We start from the raw sequence: 16,364 nt of genomic DNA, 5'->3' as shown, positions 1-16,364 counted from the left end.
AGATTTAGGCTCTAGTACCTTTGGTGTGCAGGTTCAACTCCTGTCACCCGCACCAAATATGATGATTATGGTATCCAAATGGATATCTTTTTTTTATGTCTAAAGATGTAAGTCGTAAAATAGTAAAGATGAATATGATTTGAAACTAGGATTTTGTCCTGGTTTTTTTATTTTTAGGTGATGAATAGACAGTATTTGTGATAAGTTTATTTGAACTGTAAGATTAGTGGGGAATTGATATCATAAAGAGTAGAATTTAAGATAATTCGACTCTAGTAATGGTCATGTTCTTGTGAAAGATAATGAGAGCTGAAAGTAGATTGATTATTAATAAGCAATTAAAGGATTTGTATTATTGATTGCAGTCTTCTTTGACGTTTATACGAAATCAAAAGCTTCAAAAGTCAGCGCTTAATGAGATGAAAGGCCAGTAGGCCTTTTTTTATTTGCGAAAAGAGGGTATTTTTTCTTCGAATTTTATTTTCTTCTCATCTCATCTCATATATTAAAGTAAGAAGGAATAATGGAGGGATGATTATGCTGAATATGATTCGAGTTCTTTCAATTGATGGTGGAGGAATTAGAGGGATTATTCCTGCTAAACTGCTGATTCGGCTGGAGGAATTACTAAAATTTTATAGCGGGAATCAAGAGGCTCACATTAGTGATTATTTTGATCTGATTGCCGGGACGAGTACGGGGGCAATTTTAACGAGTCTTTATTTATGCCCTGAAAGACCGGGATCAACAAAATCAAAATATAGTGCCCAACAGATTTTAGACTTATATGTGAATGAGGGAATTTATATTTTTGAAAAAACAATTTGGAGTCGAATTAGTAGTGGTTTTGGTTTGATTGGACCTAAATATTTACCTCATTATTTAGAACATTTATTAGAAGAGTATTTAGGTGAGACGCGGATGGAAGACTTAGTTAAGCCTTGTTTGATTCCGGCATATAATATTGTCTCAGGAGAGGCAATGTTTTTTAATCAGATGAATGCTTATCGAGATGAATCGTTTAATTTCTTGGTGCGTGAGGTTGTTAGGGGAAGTACAGCTGCGCCAACTTATTTTCCAGTGGCTAAAATTAGTGATGTGTTACGGGGAGAGTTAGCTTTAATTGATGGGGGGATGTTTGCTAATAACCCAGCTTTATGTGCGTTTATAGAGGCCTGTAAGTTTCCATTTAATCCGAGTGAAGAGGATATTTTGATTTTTTCTCTTGGAACAGGGTCGAAAGAGATTAGTTATGAATATGAAAAGGCTAGAAATTGGGGAGATATTCAATGGGCGATACCAGCGTTATCTATTTACGGATCGGCAGGCTCACAGACAGTTCATCATCCGTTAAGTCGATTATACGCTTCAAATGGGATAAAAGATCAATATATAAGGATTGATCCGGAATTAGAGGCCAATCATGTCAGTCATCAGATGGACAATATTTCAAAAGAAAATATTGAGGCTTTATTAAGATTGGGAGATCAAATGATTGATTGTTATAATAATAGACTCAAAATATTAGCTCGAAAATTGGTTGTTGAAGAAATGGGACGTCGTGAAAGTTGTTATCGAATGCATTTTGAAGTTTAATGACAGTGTTTTGAAAGATACGATTTAGAAAATATTTACAGAATAAGTGGTTAAACTTATAATTAAGTTGTACTTATAACGATTGATGTTGTAAGTACATTTTTTGTTTTTATATGATTGAAAGCGTATTTAAAAGTGGATGGGAGAGGAAGGAATGAGTTCGGAATTTGTAAGGTTAGAAAAGGATTCTTTATTTGAAATCTCGCAAGCAGTGGGAAAGCAGTACTTACTGGATTTAGATGTTGAGCGTTTGTTAGCACCGATTTATGAGGGAGCATCTCAAATCCCACCTAAACCAAGCTATGGAGGATGGGAAAGTTTAGAGATTAAAGGTCATTCCATTGGCCATTATTTATCGGCACTTACTTGTATGTATGAGGCGACCAAAGATTTAGAGCTTAAAGAGCGTATGGACTATATTATTGAAACATTTTCTCTATTGCAACGAGCAGACGGGTACTTAGGTGGATTTTTAAGTACACCATTTGAACAAGTTTTTACAGGGGAGTTTCATGTTGATCATTTTAGTTTGAGTCATTACTGGGTACCTTGGTATTCGATTCACAAGATATATGCAGGGTTAATGGATGCTTATCAGATTGGAAAAAATGTAGAAGCGTTGAATATTTTAAAAAAGTTAGCAGATTGGGCTTATGAGGGCAGTCGGCTGATGAGTGATGAACAATTTCAACGGATGTTGATTTGTGAGTACGGTGGTATGAATGAGGTGATGGCCGAATTATATGAAATCACCCAGGATGAGCGATACCTTTATTTAGCGAAGCGATTTACGCAACATCTAATTATGGATCCATTAGCTGCAGGGGTTGATGATTTACAAGGTCGTCATGCCAATACACAGATTCCAAAGGTGTTAGGTGCTGCTAAGTTATATGAAGTAACAGGTGATGACTATTATTATCGTGTGGCAAAGTTTTTCTTTGAGACGGTGGTTTTGCATCGCTCTTATGTAATCGGTGGAAATTCAAGTGGTGAACATTTTGGACCAAGTGATACAGAAGCATTATCGCGTGAAGCAGCTGAAACGTGTAATACGTATAATATGATTAAGTTGGCGAAGTATTTATTTAAATGGACGAAAGATTCTAAATATATAGATTTTATTGAACGTGCTACGTATAACCATATTTTAGCATCACAAGATCCGCATACAGGATGTAAAATTTATTTTACCTCAAATTATCCAGGACATTTTAAAGTTTATGGAACAAAGGAAGATTCGTTTTGGTGTTGTACGGGAACTGGAATGGAGAATCCAGGTCGTTATACGCACCATATTTTCTTTAAAGAAGATGAAGATTTTTATGTGAATTTATTTATGGCTTCAAGTTTTGTAAAAGAGGATGAGCAGTTAAAAGTAGTGCTTCAAACAGATTTTCCTATTTCAAATGTAGTAAAACTTGTTTTTGAGGAAGCAAATCAGCTGTTTTTAAATGTTAAAATTCGTGTGCCTTATTGGTTAAATGCACCGATAGAAGTAAGGTTCAAGGGTCAAAGTTATGAAGGGAATGGGCAAGGCTATTTAATGATTTCTGATACATTTCATGCAGATGATGAGATTGAGATTGTTCTACCAATGGGGCTTCATGAGTATGTGTCGATGGATGATCCGCATAAGGTTGCGTTTATGTATGGGCCCGTTGTTTTAGCAGCGGTACTTGGTTGTGAGCATTTCCCTGCTTGTGATATTGTACCTGACCACTTATCGTTAATGACGCAACAAACGATTAGGGTCCCTAAAATTGTGACGGATTATCAAGATTTGAATCAATGGATTGAACTTGTTAATCAAAAGACATTAACATTTAAGACTGCACCAAATGCAAAGCCAGGAGATGTTAGTTTTACACTTAAGCCTTTTTATGCCATTCATCATGAGCGATATACGATTTATTTTTCGAAGTATAGGTCAGAGGAATTTTTGAATTTGGGCGATGAAACGTTAAGTCGCGATGAGTTGTTATTTGATCAGACGGTTGATCTTGTTAAAACGGGAGAACAGCAGTCTGAGATTGAGCATCAGTTTAAATCAGTTGAATCTTACGCGGGTTATTTAGCAGATGTAAATATGTGGTGGCGAGATGCACGTGGAATAGATGGAAGTTTTAGTTATGAAATGGAAGTCATACCAAACGAGAAGATGGCTTTACTTGTTTCTTACTTTGGATTAAATGGTGAGAATTTGGAGCCTGTCAAACGTGTTTTTGATCTTTTGGTGAATGATGAATTGATTCAAACCGAGAGATTAATGGCCACGAAAAACGTAGAGGTAGTAGATGTGGTTTATCCGATTTCATCTGATTTATTAGCAAATGTTAAACCGAATGAGGATGGAAAATATAAAGTGACGGTTAGTTTTAGAAATCGATTTGAAGACAGTATTGTGGGAGGAATTTTAGAAGTTCGCACGATTTTACAAGCATAATTGAAAAAGATGATTTCATTTTTTGAAATCATCTTTTATTTTTTTACTTTTTTGTTTAAATTCCATTTTTTGTCTCACAATAAAATAAATAGTGATAAATAGTTCTCAAGGAGGCTAAATATAGATGAAAATAAAATGGATTTTTGGTATAGCTATTTCAGGTATAGTATTTGTGGCTATGGTTTTTGGTAGTTTATTTTATTTCAATCAGGAGGACACGTCATTGGTGGATACAGTTGAATCGATATATCCTGTTGGGGTTCAAAATAATTCAAACTTTAATACACAAATGGATGCGTCTATTTTATCCTTTGACTTAGGTGAAATGACACTGAAAGATGAATCAAATTTAATTCAAATTCCTCTTAAGGGAAGTTTAGTTGTTCCAGAAGTTGAAGGAGAGTACCCGATTGTCTTTATTTTTTCGGATTTGAATGCCAAAGAGGGTGTTTCGAGAGCTTATGATGAGATCTTAGCAGCGATTGGAAGCACTAATTGTTTGGCGATTCATTTAGATTTATCTGAGCTAAGTTCTATTGAGGGATACGATGAAGAGATGTTGAAGTCTGTTTTTGATGAATATCGTCAACGTTTAAGTCAATCATTACTTGGTGAAAATGATGAGTTTGGAGTAGAGCTCACGAATAAAGGCAGTTTAGCAAAAGTGGTGATGATTGGTCATGGAAAAAGTACAACAAATGTATATAAGATTGCACTTGATCAAGAGTATAAACAACAATTAAGCCTTGCAGGCCTTTTATTGATTGATCCAGTAGACACTAATTATAAAGAACTTTCATATCCTGATGTTCCGACCGCTATCATGTTATCTGAATATAATGAAGATGAACATTTAGTTGGTAAAGCATTATATGAAGATTATCGTCAGGAGAAAGCTCGTAAATCGATGACTTCATTGGTGTATGTTAAAGCAGGAAAATTTGACGATTTTAATGTAGCAGATTCGGAATTAGAATCAGTCCTAAACTTTGAACATAATGTAGAGTTTGTCAGTCAGTACATTGTTGATTTTCTACAGAGTGTTTTTGATAGCTCGCCTATTGGAAGTGGATTTACCGTTTTAGAAATGATGCCAAAAACACTGTATGGTGCTGAAGTGAGAACAAGTTTAACAGTACCGAATACGATGATGTTGATAAATGCTCAAATTGAATCTAATCCAACGGTGAATACATTAGGTGGTAAAATTATTGCAAATGATATCAATATTGAACGAACAACAGATGGAACGACGAGCTTTTTGATGAAGTGGGATGATACTAATGCGAGCCTTTCGATTGAAATTCCAAAAGGAAGTCGGGATTTGAGTCACTATGATGCGATTTCTTTGTATTTAAGTAATCAATTATCAAATGAAGTGATGAGCGGTGAAGTCATTCAAAATCAATTAGCCACTCAATCTTTTGAAATTGAGTTAATTGATGAACAAAATCAAACCTCAAATGCTAGTATCAATTCGATTGAGGAATTAGTTCTAATGGGAACAAATGAACAGGTTTTATATAATGAGCGTCTTGTTTTAAATCAATTCAAAGAGGTTGATTTAACGAAGATTAAACAAATTAATTTATTATTTAATCAAAGTAGTCAAGGATGTATTCGATTAGCAGATTTATCATTTGTTAAAGAACCGCAATAAAAAAAGTTCTCGAATTTCGAGAACTTTTTTTATTAGAAATTAATAATACCAAGTCCATATAAGAAGACAATAGCAATCGCAACTGGTGCTATATATTTTGTAATAGTAATATAGGCCATCGTTGTTTTAATTGATTTAGATCCTTGTTTTAATTCATCTTCTAATTGATCACGCTTGAAAATAAATCCTAAGAAAATAATGATTAATAATCCACCAATTGGAAGTAATACATTAGCTGTTAGTACATCCATCCAATCAAATAGTGATTTTCCTGCGAAAATAAGGCTTGAATCTGGTGTGTTTGATAAAGCGCATAAGCTTGAGATAAAAACAACTGTAATAGCTGTTAATCCCATTGCTTTACGACGGCTAAATTTCAGCTCTTCTGTCACATAGGCAATAATAACCTCAAAGATTGACACAACAGATGTTAAAGCGGCAATGAATAATAAGAAGAAGAATAAGGCTCCAAAAATTGTTCCACCAGGCATTTGTAAGAAGACGTTTGGTAATGTGATGAAAACTAGACCAGGACCAGCAGTTGGATCAATTCCAAAAGCAAATACAGCCGGGAAAATTGCTAGACCAGCTAATAAGGCAATCACTGTATCTGCAACTGCGATAGAAGCTGTTGTAACTGCTAAGTTTTCTTTTTTATTAATGTATGAACCATATGTTAACATCGTTCCCATTCCGACGCTTAAGGAGAAGAATGAGTGACCTAATGCATCTAGAACAGCTGACATCGATAATTCACTGAAGTTTGGTTTTAGTAAGAATTCAATTCCTTCACTTGCTCCAGGTAAGGTAACGGCGCGAATTACTAATAAAATGATAATTCCAACTAATCCAGGCATTAAAATTTTACTGTATTTTTCAATTCCTTCTTTAACACCACCGAATAAAATAGCTAATGATAGTAAAATAAAGATGATGGTATAAACAATTGGCGCAACACTACTTGTTGAGAATGCTTGATACGTGTTGGCAATTTGATCAGAAGTCATACCGGCAAATCCGTTAGTCACTGTTAAAATAAAGTAATGAATCGTATACCCTGCAATAACGGTATAGAAGCCTAAAATCATGAAGGCAGCAACGATTCCCATCCATCCGATACCGAACCAAGGTGTTTTAGGGGCAATTTTTTTAAACGATCGAACGGCATTTGATTGTCCACGACGTCCGATAATAAATTCTGCTAATAAAACTGGCATCCCAACTAATAAAATCGCAATTAAGTAAACTAAAATGAAGGCTGATCCCCCATTTTCACCTACAATATAAGGGAATTTCCAAATGTTCCCTAGTCCTACAGCTGAACCAGCAGCAGCTGCAATGATTCCAAAGCGTGACGAAAACCCATCGCGCTTTGTCGATGATAATTCTTGACTCATATTTAATTCCTCCTACTGTCCTACACAACGACTCTTTCTAGTCGTTTCCTACAATAATCCTTTTATTTTAATGCTAGACCTACTAAAATGTTAATAAAAAGGCTTAAGCAATAAAAGTTGAACTTATTTTAGCATGAAAATTTTTATTTGAAAAGCAAAATGTCTTTTTGTTTTGAAAAATGTCGAGTAACACGAGAATAGTTTGATTAAATTTGAGGAATGATACAAGAGAAACAATTGTGATAAAAGGGAGGTCTATCATATGTCAATTAAATGTGGTGCGCATAATTGTGTGCATAATGATAATCAAGGAAATTGTTATGCAAGTGTTGTGAATGTTCGTGGCGCGCAAGCAACGGTAACGGATGAAACGTTATGTAAAAGTTTTGCTGATCAAGGGCTTGTTGGTGATGTTGAATTTGGATCAGAGTTTAGTAATACGTCACACAAAGCGACAGTTAATGATATTAAATGCAGTGCATGTCATTGTAAACATAACGATAAAAATTGTTGTCATGCTGATGCCGTACAAATTAATACAGATACAGCAAGTTGCGATACATTTGAAAAATAGGATAGATAAAAAGCTTTCTAAATCTTTAGAAAGCTTTTTATTATGCGAGAACAAAAGTAATAAAGTGATTATTAAATTCATATAATAAGATACGATTAGCTGGGGGAGAGAAAAATGGAGAAAGTAGTGGTGGCAATTTCTTTAAGTGCGATATTTAAGCCTAAGTTAAAGAAAATTCAAACGATGACTGATCAGAGTGATCGTATTTTTGTGTATCATAATGCAAATGAGGTGTTTGATAAAGGTCCCCTTTTTTCTTTTATTGAGCAACTTTTATGCGCTAATCTATCGTTTGTTGACGTGATGATTATATCAGATAGTCCTCCTGAAATATCTGATTGTATTTTTGAAAGTTTAGCTTATTATAAGTTAGAAATTGATAATGTCATTTTATCTAATCGTACCTCGATTTTAGATTATTTAGCAGCTTTAAAGGTTGACTTATTTTTCTCTTCTGACTTAAATTTGGTTCAGGAGACCCAGAAGATGAATATTTTAGCTGGTTTAGTTTCTTTAGGAGTGACAACAACCCATGAGTTCAAGGTGGCGCTCGATCATCGGTTGTTTGCAAAAGAGGGAATGTGCGATGCCTTTGGAAAAATACTACCTGTATTTGGATTTTGGCAAAAGTTATTTGCTAACTTTAAGGTGGCTTTACTAACGACAAGGTGCTATAGTGTTGAATCTTGGGTGAAAGATTTATTTAAATTATCTCAATGTAAAGTGAATGAAGTCTGCTTTTTAGGTATGGGAGGGACTGAAGATGTTTGCCGCCTTTTTGATCTTACGGTTTATATAGAGGGGGAGAGGCAAGATTCTTTGATACGGACGAAGCCAACTCCTCGTATTTTAAATATTGATTTTTAATTTGAAGTAACATAAAAAAGAAACCCATTACATATATTTAAAGGAAGATAAAATGAGAGGAGAGGAGACTATTGAATGACGTATTGTTAATTACTAATGATAATCGCGTTTATTTAAAAAATAATGAAACAGAGAAGTTAGATTTTTATCATCAGGGATATTTGACAGATGATGAAATTTTAGGGATTTGTTCTAAATTTATAGAGTCGAAGCGAGACCTAGCACTTGAAAATAAGTTAGTTGTAACCATCACCTCAAGTGATGAAGGATATGAGGTAGGTTTTGCACCCTTAACCCTTAACTTACCTGAAGTGAAAAAAGTTCAAGGTGAGTTACCTGTTGAATTATTTATCCGATATGGACGTCATTTAGTATTTAATGATTTTAACGCTTTGCTTCAACGTTTAAATGAATATAAAAAGGAAAATTAATAAACGATAGAAGTCCAGATAAGTTTTTTATCGTTGAGTAACTTTAATTTTATGGAGTAGATGAGAAGGGAATCGTTTACTAGCGGGAAGAATGATACGATTGTACTTTTGAAGTGATTTATGTTACATCTGGAATCTACTATGCTCATTGATAGGAAAAAAATATGTCTGGTTCTAGATAGGTTATTAATTTAAAATATAAGGTATTAAAGAGACGAGTGATGAAGAGGAGAAGTCATAGCAATCTACTAATGGAGAACTATGACTTTTTTTGTTGGTTTTAGAATAAATTCGATTAAAGACATATAAATTATAAAGGTGAGAGGAAATAGTTTACTGTCCTTTGTTGAAAAGCGTTTCTTAAATCTATATAATGGAAGTATTAAAGTTATCCACATCTAATATGATAGTGAAACGTAAGTTTATTGATTGAGGTGAAGAGAATGGCGTATGATTTACAGGATAAATTAGTCGTTGCAATTTCAAGTCGTGCTCTTTTTAATTTAGAGCATGAAAATCAGATTTTTGAAACGGAAGGAATTGAGGCGTATCATCGTTACCAAATTGAGAATGAAAATACTGTTTTAGAAAAAGGAACGGCATTTCCATTGATTGAGGCATTGTTAAGTTTGAATGATAAATTTGATTACCCTATTGTTGAGGTTATTATTTTATCAAGTAATAGCCCCGAAACAGGTCTAAGAGTCTTTAATAGTATTGCAGAATATAAACTTGATATTGTTCGTGCTGCTTTTACGGGAGGAGAAGATAAGCTCCCGTATCTGAGCGCTTTTAATATTGACTTATTTTTATCAAGAAATGAACATGATGTTCAAGATGCGATTGATAATGGAGTGGCGGCAGCACTTGTTTACGATGTTCCAAGAGATTATCAACCTAACCAAAAAGAGATTCGAATCGCTTTTGATGCTGATGCGGTTGTTTTCTCAGATGAGTCAGAATTAATTTATAAAGAACAAGGACTTGCAGCTTTTATTGAAAATGAAAATGCAAATGCTGAAAATGCAATGAATGAAGGCCCATTTGCTAAGTTGCTTAAAACATTATCAACGATTAAGGAAAAAGATGATAGCTTAGTTAAAATTGCAATTGTGACGGCAAGAAATTCACCGGCTCATAAACGTGTTATTCTTACATTACGTGAATGGGGATGTAAAGTGGATGAGATGTTCTTCTTAGGAGGAGTGGCAAAAGATAAAGTTCTTAAAGCGTTTAATGCCCATATCTTTTTTGATGATCAAGATTATCATGTTGGTCCAGCTTCTCAGTTGATTCCCTCTGGGCGTGTTCCATATAAATCCAATTCGAGTTTGAATCAATTTCAAAAAGAACAACATCATGAACATGAGCATCATGAGGAGCACCAGCATGAGCATCATGAACCATACCATGGTTAAGATAAAATAAATCTTAAAACAATGCGAAGGGATGTCTTTAGATTGGAAAAAGTTTGTCAAAGTTGCGGATTACCACTGAATGAAAGAATTTTAGGAAATGAAAATAATGGGACATTTTCGCAAGAATATTGTTATTTATGTTATCGAAATGGACGCTTTATAAAGCCAGATATGACTTTAACTGATATGAAAAAACAAGTCATTCAAATGATTGACCAAGCACCAGTTAATAAATTTCAAAAATGGATGTTGAAAAAGATTTATCCCTTACAATTAAAAACTTTAAAGCGTTGGAGAGATTAGAGATGAAGAAAAAGTATCAGCTTGCTGATGCTTTTTTTATTACCCAAGAATAAAGTCAAGTTATTTTTTGTGTCATTTTTGTTTTTAATTAATGTCTTACTGTTTAATAATGGTAAAAATTAGGTTATAATAAAAATAACTTATAAGGATTGATTATTCTTTATAATGGTTATAAAGAGGCACATCCATTGGGGGAAATGGATTTTTTAGGAGGGATTGAATTTATGTCAAAGGTATGCAAGAAGTGTTCACAACAGTTTGAGGTCAAAACCACATCTATTCAATCAGGATTAGGAACTTTAACGGTGATAATTGAAGGAATCACGATTTATGTTTGTCCTAAATGTGGGGATACAATATTACAGTCTACGGATGCCCTTGTTTTACAGAAGTTCAAAGAAACGCTAGATTATGAACGAAGTGAGGTTACTTTAAAGGAAAAAGAAGAAGGTCCTGAAATTTTAACCCTGCCAGAGGTGGCTAAAATGTTACGGGTTAGTCATCAAACGATTTATAATATGATTCGTGATGGAAGATTAAAAGGCTATAAGGTTGGAAGAGAGTGGCGCTTTTTAAAAAAAGATATGGATGATTATCTACTGCGGCTTCAGTAAAAAGATGATGAAGTCCCTGATGGCTTTTTTATCATAAAATTTTTCTTTGTTAACGTTTATAATGAAGTGTTGATAAGTTATAATGGATTGATATTATGTTTTTTAGGAGGAGTTATGAAGCAGATACGAATTGGAAATAGTAACATTCATGCCTCAGAGATTGCACTTGGATGTATGGGAATGGGAGGAGAGTGGACTCATAATCCTTTGACAAATGAGGTTAAGAAACAGGCTTTAGTAACCATTGAAGCGGCCTTAGAGCAAGGAATTAATTTTTTTGATCATGCTGATATCTATACGTATGGAAAGTCGGAAGAAGCTTTTTCTGGAATCTGGGAGACTGACTTAGTTAAGCGAGAAGAGATTTATATTCAATCTAAATGTGGAATTCGTTTGAAAGGAAGTTTAGGGGAAGGTTCTGCACCACATTATGATTTTAGCTATCAGTATATTATTGATTCTGTAGATGGTATTTTAAAAAGATTGAAGGTCGATTATTTAGATTCTTTATTGCTACATCGTCCAGATGCACTAGTTGAGCCAGAAGAGGTGGCTCAGGCATTTAGTGAATTACAGGCTCTTGGGAAAGTTAGACATTTTGGGGTTAGTAATCATAATCCTCATCAAATAGAATTGTTAAAACGTTATATTGAACAAGATTTAATTGTGAATCAAATGGAGTTATCGTTAGTTCATGCTAATTTAATTGATGAAGGGATGAATGTTAACAGTTTAACCAATCCGATTGATCATCGAAGTCAAGGAACACTCGAGTATGCGAGATTAAATCATATGACGATTCAAGCCTGGTCACCACTTGCAACGGGGATGTTGACAAAGGAGAAGGTAGAGGCTCCTTATCAAGCAGCGCATGAGGTCATTAAGGAGTATGCCAATGAATTCGGAGTGAGTCAAGAAGCTATTTTAATGGCTTGGTTACTACGTCATCCCGCTAAAATCCAACCGATTGTTGGCACGAAAAACCCACAGAGAATTAAAGCAGTGTGTGAAGGTTCCCAAGTTAAGTTAACACGTGAGCAGTGGTATCGTTTGTATAATGTGATACCAGGAAGAAGTTTATTATAAAGAAAAAAGGTTAAAATCAGATTAGATTTTAACCTTTTTTTGATTATCATTTAAAAAAAAGGAGTGGTGAGTTTCGTATAATTTTACTTAAAATTTCTAACTCTATAACTATAGAGATAAGGATTCTTGCTATTGGTATAAACTTGATGTCTGTTCATCAGGATTAGGAATTTGTGTAGAAATGGAGTTTATTATGAGATGCATGCCTAATCGATCAAAAAGTAAGTTAAATGATAATCAATTAGATAGGAGAAAACTTATTGAGTCGGTCAATTTTTGTTATAAAGGATGATAAGTTATGAAGTTCAAGAGATGGTCCGTGAAGTATTTAGTCTGTACTAGCATCTTATTTACAACACTTAGTTTAGTGATGGGTTGTTCTGCTAATAAAGCAGGAGGAGGGGCTGATGATTCGTATGTTTTAGTGAATGAGTTAGAATTTATTAATCAAACCCTTGAGCAACGTAGCGAAGGAAATTATATTTATCAAGCTCAAATTAAAAATAATTCAAAGTTTATTATACGAGGGATTTCAATCGATATAGAGTTGAGTAATGGAAATTATACAACGATTTCCACACAAGATACGTTAAAATCAGGTGACATTAGTGGGTTTATTCAATGTTTTGGTCCAAGTTCAGGTCGTATTGAGGATATGAAAGCGACGCGAATTTTGATTAATATGTATGATGAGAATATGGTTCATACTGTTGTGGAATATGATGTTAATCAAAATAAATATACTTATACACCAGGAGAGGCATTCTCAGCTGAAACTCCTAAGGTTACCGTGACTGATTTGGAGTTTATGAATCCAACGTTAACGGTTCCTTCAAATGCTAGTGGAAGTGTGTTTGAGACAAGTCTTAAAAATAATTCTGATTATGCCATCATGGGATTAGTTTATACATTTGAAATGAATAATGGAAAAAATGTTAATCTAATGGTTGTTGATACGATTGGAGCACGAGAAAGTATTGGGCCTATTTCTTGTACGGGACCTGAGAGTGGAAATATGGAAGATATGGAAACTAAAACGATTAAATATACGATAATTGATGAAAAAGGAACGAGTCAGACGATTACATACGATGTTCGATTAAATCAATATTTTATTAAGTAGTAAAAAGCGATATTTATGTGGTATCGCTTGTATAAAAAAATACTCCACTTCATGGAAGTGGAGTATTGAAACAGGAAAGAATAGATGCAATGAAAGTGTACCAATTTTATTATTAGAAATTATTTGTAAAACTATTCAAAAAATGGTTGATTTTATATTTTATTTGAACGGATAAGGTGACTTAGGGTGTTAAAAATGCGTTTGAGTAAAATGGCACCTAACAAAATGAGAATCCATTTTAGAAGTTCTGATTTAGGGTTACTTGAGAGCATCATATTTTGATACCAGCGAGTTAAAAAAGGAGTGACGATTAAAAACACTAAAAAATAACCAATGGCTTGATTAATGATTGTTTTAATCTGTTCCAATAACTCTACATGTAGTCCAAATTTTATTAAAAAAGGATCTAATAAAATGGATACAATCTGTCCTCCATCAAAAAAGGGAATCGGAATTAGGTTGAAAAGAAATAGTAAAACATTCATGAATAAAATAATAAATAGGGCATACTGTTGAAGCGTATTTTCATTTGCAATGATTTCGATTGATTCGGTGAATGAGGTATCCGGTATTAAAAAATCATGAACAGACAACATTGAGGTTAAGGAGATAATGAATCTGCTAATGAGTTGGTTCAAAATTTTAAATCCTTCTATTAAGTTTGTTTGATAATAAAGAGTAGAGGCGATAACGGCTGTGATGTAATTAAAGGTGCTACCTGCTAGAAGGATGATGATTTGTTGAAAGGAATTTAATTTATTTTCATCGGTTAAATCATAAATTGTTACACCACCACTCGGAAATAATTTAAAAATAAAGCGAGTATGAGCGGTTTTAATAGACAATATTTTGATACCCATTCCTGTTACCACATCGGTTGCTTTAACTCCAAAGAGGTAAGCTGCACAATAGTGGCCACATTCATGAATGAAAATACTGAGGTAGGCAATGACGATGTATAGAAAAATTGGCATTAGGATTCCCCCCTTTTTAAGACTATCTATACAGAAATAGAAATGTCTTTTCAGTTTTAGAATAAGTCTTAGTTCATCGGACTTTCTACTACTAAGACATCCAATAGTCCATGGGTCCCCTACTCTTGAAGCAGTCTTCTCCGCTGATAGGAGAGGCAAAAGTTTTGCAGTTGTACAAAACTGATTTAGACTTAGACATATACATATATATGCGTCATGGAATTAGAATATCCTTTAATCCAAAAATAGAAGCATTGCGTTAGGCAATGCTTCTATTTTTGGATTAAAAAAAGTTTGCGATATTGGGCCATATAATCTCCCAATAGGAAAACAACGTATAGATGAATTCAAAAAACAATAATAATCCCATCATGGTCACCACCTTAAATGATTGTTAGTTATAGTCTAAGAAAAATCGATTATTTTATGTGTAATTCGATGTCGAAAAAAGAAAAGAAAACAAGAAAAATAAGAGGTAAAACACCTTGTTTGTAGAATTTTCTTTTGCTTTTTTATTAATAATATGATAAAGTATAAATTTCGAGTTGACTTTTTCTTTTGTAAGGTGGGATTACTGATGCAAAATATGAACGATATTATTAAAGAATCAATGATTGCAAATGCAATTAAATGTAATTATGATGAGAAGTTAGAAACAATTCTAAATAAACTCAAAAAACCTGAATTAAAACGTTTAGTGGATCATCATGGATTAAAAGGATGTTCGTCATTAGCAAAAGGTGGATTAATTGAACGTATTATTGCCACACTTGGTGATGTATCACGTTTAGAGTATATTCTGTGTGGCATGGACGATTTGATGATGAGTGATTTCGTTATGTTAGTTAATGAAGCATATGTTAACTGTGATGAGATGATGTCTTCTTCTGTTTACACGTTATACAATCTTGGATATGTTTACCCTGTCATGAACGGTAAAGAGGTTGTTTACATGATGCCTCAAGTTGTAAAAGAGGCTTATGCTAATATCTCTCAACCAGAATTACAAGATACAAAAGTACGTACGGATCTTGTTTATTTATATATGAAGGCATTAGTTAATTTATACGGAATTTGTGATTTTGCTCAATTATGTAAAGTGTTTAATGAGTATGAAACAACACCATTAACGCCAGAAGAAGCGCTAAATGTATTATTCTGTAAATTAACATTCCATGGAAATGTTCAATCATTTGGACCATTATTTGTTTCAGATTCATTACTTATTGATTCAGAACAAGAAGTATTAGCTTTACGCGAAACTCAAGAAGAAAAAGAATATTACATGCCAACAAAAGAAGAAATTCAACAGTTTGGAATGGACGAAGGTGAATGGACTCCTCAATTAATGCAAGTTCAAAAATTTATTGAAGAAAATATTTGTGAAGATAAAAAAGTCGCTCGTGAAATTGCACATGAAATGGGAATGTCTTTTGCATATAAATATCAACCTAAATTAGCCTTTATGGCACTTGAAGGCCGTCAAATTGAAATGGAATCTTACAATGTAGGACAGGCGTTAATGATTCTTTTAATGGATGCATTTAATCATGCTCGTACGTGGGAAAATCGTGGATTCCGTCAAGTTGATTTAGAAGCTTCAGCAGTGAAAGAGGTTGCCTCAACACAAGTTGTTGTTCCAATGATTAATCCAATTAAATCAACTAAAATTGGACGTAATGAACCTTGCCCATGTGGGAGTCAAAAAAAATATAAAAAATGTTGTGGACGTTAATCGTCTTATTTAATCGCCTGTTAAAGCCTTTTGCTTTTAAGAGGCGATTTTTTTTATTTCATATTAAAATGAGTTAACTGAATAAAGTGATAAATGTCGAAATATTAAAGTCTATTCATTTAAAAACAGGTTATGATATA

General features: G+C 33.7%; 14 protein-coding genes. 12 read left to right on the top strand and 2 right to left on the bottom strand.

Translation table 11 applies throughout. The features are described 5' to 3' along the window. The first annotated feature begins 537 nt into the window (after positions 1-537). The 3 genes from QWC74_RS06965 to QWC74_RS06955 all read left to right on the top strand — a co-directional run bounded on the left by QWC74_RS06965 (position 538) and on the right by QWC74_RS06955 (position 5,702). A complete protein-coding gene (locus QWC74_RS06965; RefSeq protein ID WP_288993956.1) occupies positions 538-1,596 on the top strand; it encodes a patatin-like phospholipase family protein in 1,059 nt (352 codons plus the stop codon). Between the two features lie 154 nt (positions 1,597-1,750). Further along, positions 1,751-4,042, top strand: coding sequence for a beta-L-arabinofuranosidase domain-containing protein (locus QWC74_RS06960; RefSeq protein WP_006784062.1), 2,292 nt, complete (start codon positions 1,751-1,753; stop codon positions 4,040-4,042). Positions 4,043-4,166: 124 nt separating this feature from the next. Continuing rightward, complete coding sequence (locus tag QWC74_RS06955) at positions 4,167-5,702, top strand: hypothetical protein (protein WP_155222893.1); 1,536 nt, start codon at positions 4,167-4,169, stop codon at positions 5,700-5,702. Between the two features lie 32 nt (positions 5,703-5,734). Here the strand turns inward: QWC74_RS06955 and QWC74_RS06950 are convergent, their stop codons facing one another. After that, entirely contained in the window at positions 5,735-7,099 is a 1,365-nt protein-coding gene (locus QWC74_RS06950; protein ID WP_006784272.1) for a sodium-dependent transporter, read from the bottom strand. Between the two features lie 262 nt (positions 7,100-7,361). Here QWC74_RS06950 and QWC74_RS06945 point away from each other — a divergent pair, with 262 nt between their 5' ends. The 8 genes from QWC74_RS06945 (at position 7,362) to QWC74_RS06910 (ending at position 13,515) form a co-directional block, all read left to right on the top strand. Next, positions 7,362-7,673 (top strand): DUF1540 domain-containing protein, encoded by a 312-nt coding sequence (locus QWC74_RS06945; protein ID WP_006784273.1) that lies wholly within the window; start codon positions 7,362-7,364, stop codon positions 7,671-7,673. Between the two features lie 114 nt (positions 7,674-7,787). Next, positions 7,788-8,540, top strand: a complete 753-nt coding sequence (locus tag QWC74_RS06940) for a 5'-nucleotidase (protein WP_006784274.1) — start codon at positions 7,788-7,790, stop codon at positions 8,538-8,540. A gap of 71 nt (positions 8,541-8,611) precedes the next feature. Beyond that, on the top strand, positions 8,612-8,971 hold the full coding sequence (locus tag QWC74_RS06935; RefSeq protein WP_006784275.1) for a hypothetical protein: 360 nt from the start codon (positions 8,612-8,614) through the stop codon (positions 8,969-8,971). 443 nt (positions 8,972-9,414) lie between these two features. Next, positions 9,415-10,389: a 5'-nucleotidase gene (locus QWC74_RS06930; protein ID WP_006784276.1), complete on the top strand. Its 975-nt coding sequence runs from the start codon at positions 9,415-9,417 to the stop codon at positions 10,387-10,389. A gap of 42 nt (positions 10,390-10,431) precedes the next feature. Further along, on the top strand, positions 10,432-10,692 hold the full coding sequence (locus tag QWC74_RS06925; protein ID WP_006784277.1) for a zinc ribbon domain-containing protein: 261 nt from the start codon (positions 10,432-10,434) through the stop codon (positions 10,690-10,692). A 224-nt stretch (positions 10,693-10,916) separates the two neighbouring features. Continuing rightward, positions 10,917-11,306 carry a helix-turn-helix domain-containing protein gene (locus QWC74_RS06920; protein WP_006784278.1) on the top strand — a complete coding sequence of 130 codons (390 nt, stop codon included), beginning with the start codon at positions 10,917-10,919 and terminating at the stop codon, positions 11,304-11,306. Positions 11,307-11,420: 114 nt separating this feature from the next. Further along, positions 11,421-12,392 (top strand): aldo/keto reductase family oxidoreductase, encoded by a 972-nt coding sequence (locus tag QWC74_RS06915; RefSeq protein ID WP_006784279.1) that lies wholly within the window; start codon positions 11,421-11,423, stop codon positions 12,390-12,392. A gap of 298 nt (positions 12,393-12,690) precedes the next feature. Next, a complete protein-coding gene (locus tag QWC74_RS06910) occupies positions 12,691-13,515 on the top strand; it encodes a hypothetical protein (protein ID WP_129821268.1) in 825 nt (274 codons plus the stop codon). A gap of 152 nt (positions 13,516-13,667) precedes the next feature. On the opposite strand, the gene QWC74_RS06905 is transcribed toward QWC74_RS06910, so the two are convergent. Further along, a complete protein-coding gene (locus QWC74_RS06905; RefSeq protein WP_006784281.1) occupies positions 13,668-14,489 on the bottom strand; it encodes a site-2 protease family protein in 822 nt (273 codons plus the stop codon). A 577-nt stretch (positions 14,490-15,066) separates the two neighbouring features. Here QWC74_RS06905 and QWC74_RS06900 point away from each other — a divergent pair. Then, entirely contained in the window at positions 15,067-16,224 is a 1,158-nt protein-coding gene (locus tag QWC74_RS06900) for a YecA family protein (protein WP_006784282.1), read from the top strand. Positions 16,225-16,364 lie beyond the last annotated feature (140 nt).

The sequence above is a fragment of the uncultured Turicibacter sp. genome (assembly GCF_938044715.1).
GTDB lineage: Bacteria > Bacillota_I > Bacilli_A > MOL361 > Turicibacteraceae > Turicibacter > Turicibacter sanguinis.
This window is presented reverse-complemented; position numbering and strand designations above follow the sequence as displayed.

Bases quoted from the DNA above. Each gene is read 5' to 3' on its own strand.
- QWC74_RS06965 (WP_288993956.1), top strand. From the start codon at position 538: ATGCTGAATATGATTCGAGTTCTTTCAATTGATGGTGGAGGAATTAGA.
- QWC74_RS06960 (WP_006784062.1), top strand. From the start codon at position 1,751: ATGAGTTCGGAATTTGTAAGGTTAGAAAAGGATTCTTTATTTGAAATC.
- QWC74_RS06955 (WP_155222893.1), top strand. From the start codon at position 4,167: ATGAAAATAAAATGGATTTTTGGTATAGCTATTTCAGGTATAGTATTT.
- QWC74_RS06950 (WP_006784272.1), bottom strand. From the start codon at position 7,099: ATGAGTCAAGAATTATCATCGACAAAGCGCGATGGGTTTTCGTCACGC.
- QWC74_RS06945 (WP_006784273.1), top strand. From the start codon at position 7,362: ATGTCAATTAAATGTGGTGCGCATAATTGTGTGCATAATGATAATCAA.
- QWC74_RS06940 (WP_006784274.1), top strand. From the start codon at position 7,788: ATGGAGAAAGTAGTGGTGGCAATTTCTTTAAGTGCGATATTTAAGCCT.
- QWC74_RS06930 (WP_006784276.1), top strand. From the start codon at position 9,415: ATGGCGTATGATTTACAGGATAAATTAGTCGTTGCAATTTCAAGTCGT.
- QWC74_RS06920 (WP_006784278.1), top strand. From the start codon at position 10,917: ATGTCAAAGGTATGCAAGAAGTGTTCACAACAGTTTGAGGTCAAAACC.
- QWC74_RS06915 (WP_006784279.1), top strand. From the start codon at position 11,421: ATGAAGCAGATACGAATTGGAAATAGTAACATTCATGCCTCAGAGATT.
- QWC74_RS06910 (WP_129821268.1), top strand. From the start codon at position 12,691: ATGAAGTTCAAGAGATGGTCCGTGAAGTATTTAGTCTGTACTAGCATC.
- QWC74_RS06905 (WP_006784281.1), bottom strand. From the start codon at position 14,489: ATGCCAATTTTTCTATACATCGTCATTGCCTACCTCAGTATTTTCATT.
- QWC74_RS06900 (WP_006784282.1), top strand. From the start codon at position 15,067: ATGCAAAATATGAACGATATTATTAAAGAATCAATGATTGCAAATGCA.